This window comes from Caulobacter sp. 10L414 (genome assembly GCF_056395525.1).
In genome coordinates, this window is the sequence record NZ_JBFTJR010000153.1 from 1 (window position 1) to 401 (window position 401).

General features: G+C 61.6%; 1 protein-coding gene. It reads right to left on the reverse strand.

Going from position 1 to position 401, the window contains the following annotated elements:
* Nucleotides 1–401: type VI secretion system contractile sheath domain-containing protein (locus tag AC1DCG_RS25165; protein ID WP_477041762.1), on the reverse strand; the 401-nt coding region annotated here is incomplete at both ends.

A 401-nucleotide genomic window follows, 5' to 3' on the forward strand; every position in this document is an offset into this window, starting at 1 on the left:
GCCCTCGACATCCTCGACCACCACCTCCGCAGCGGCCAGCGGACGGCGCGCCTTGGTTTCCTGGCTCGAATTTGTCGGGTCGGCGTCAACGTAGTTCATGATCCATTCGTTGAGCCATTGCTCCATTTCCTCGCGCTCCTTGAACGAGCCGACCTTGTCGCGCACGATGCACTTGAGGTAATGGGCAAAGCGCGAGCAAGCGAACAGGTAGGGCAGGCGCGCCGACAGGTTGGCGTTGGCCGTGGCGTCCGGGTCGTAGTACTCGGCAGGCTTCTGCAGCGACTGCGCGCCGATGAACGCCGCGTAATCGGTATTCTTGCGGTGAATCAGCGGCATGAAGCCGTTCTTCGACAACTCGGCTTCGCGGCGATCCGAAATAGCGATCTCGGTCGGGCACTTCA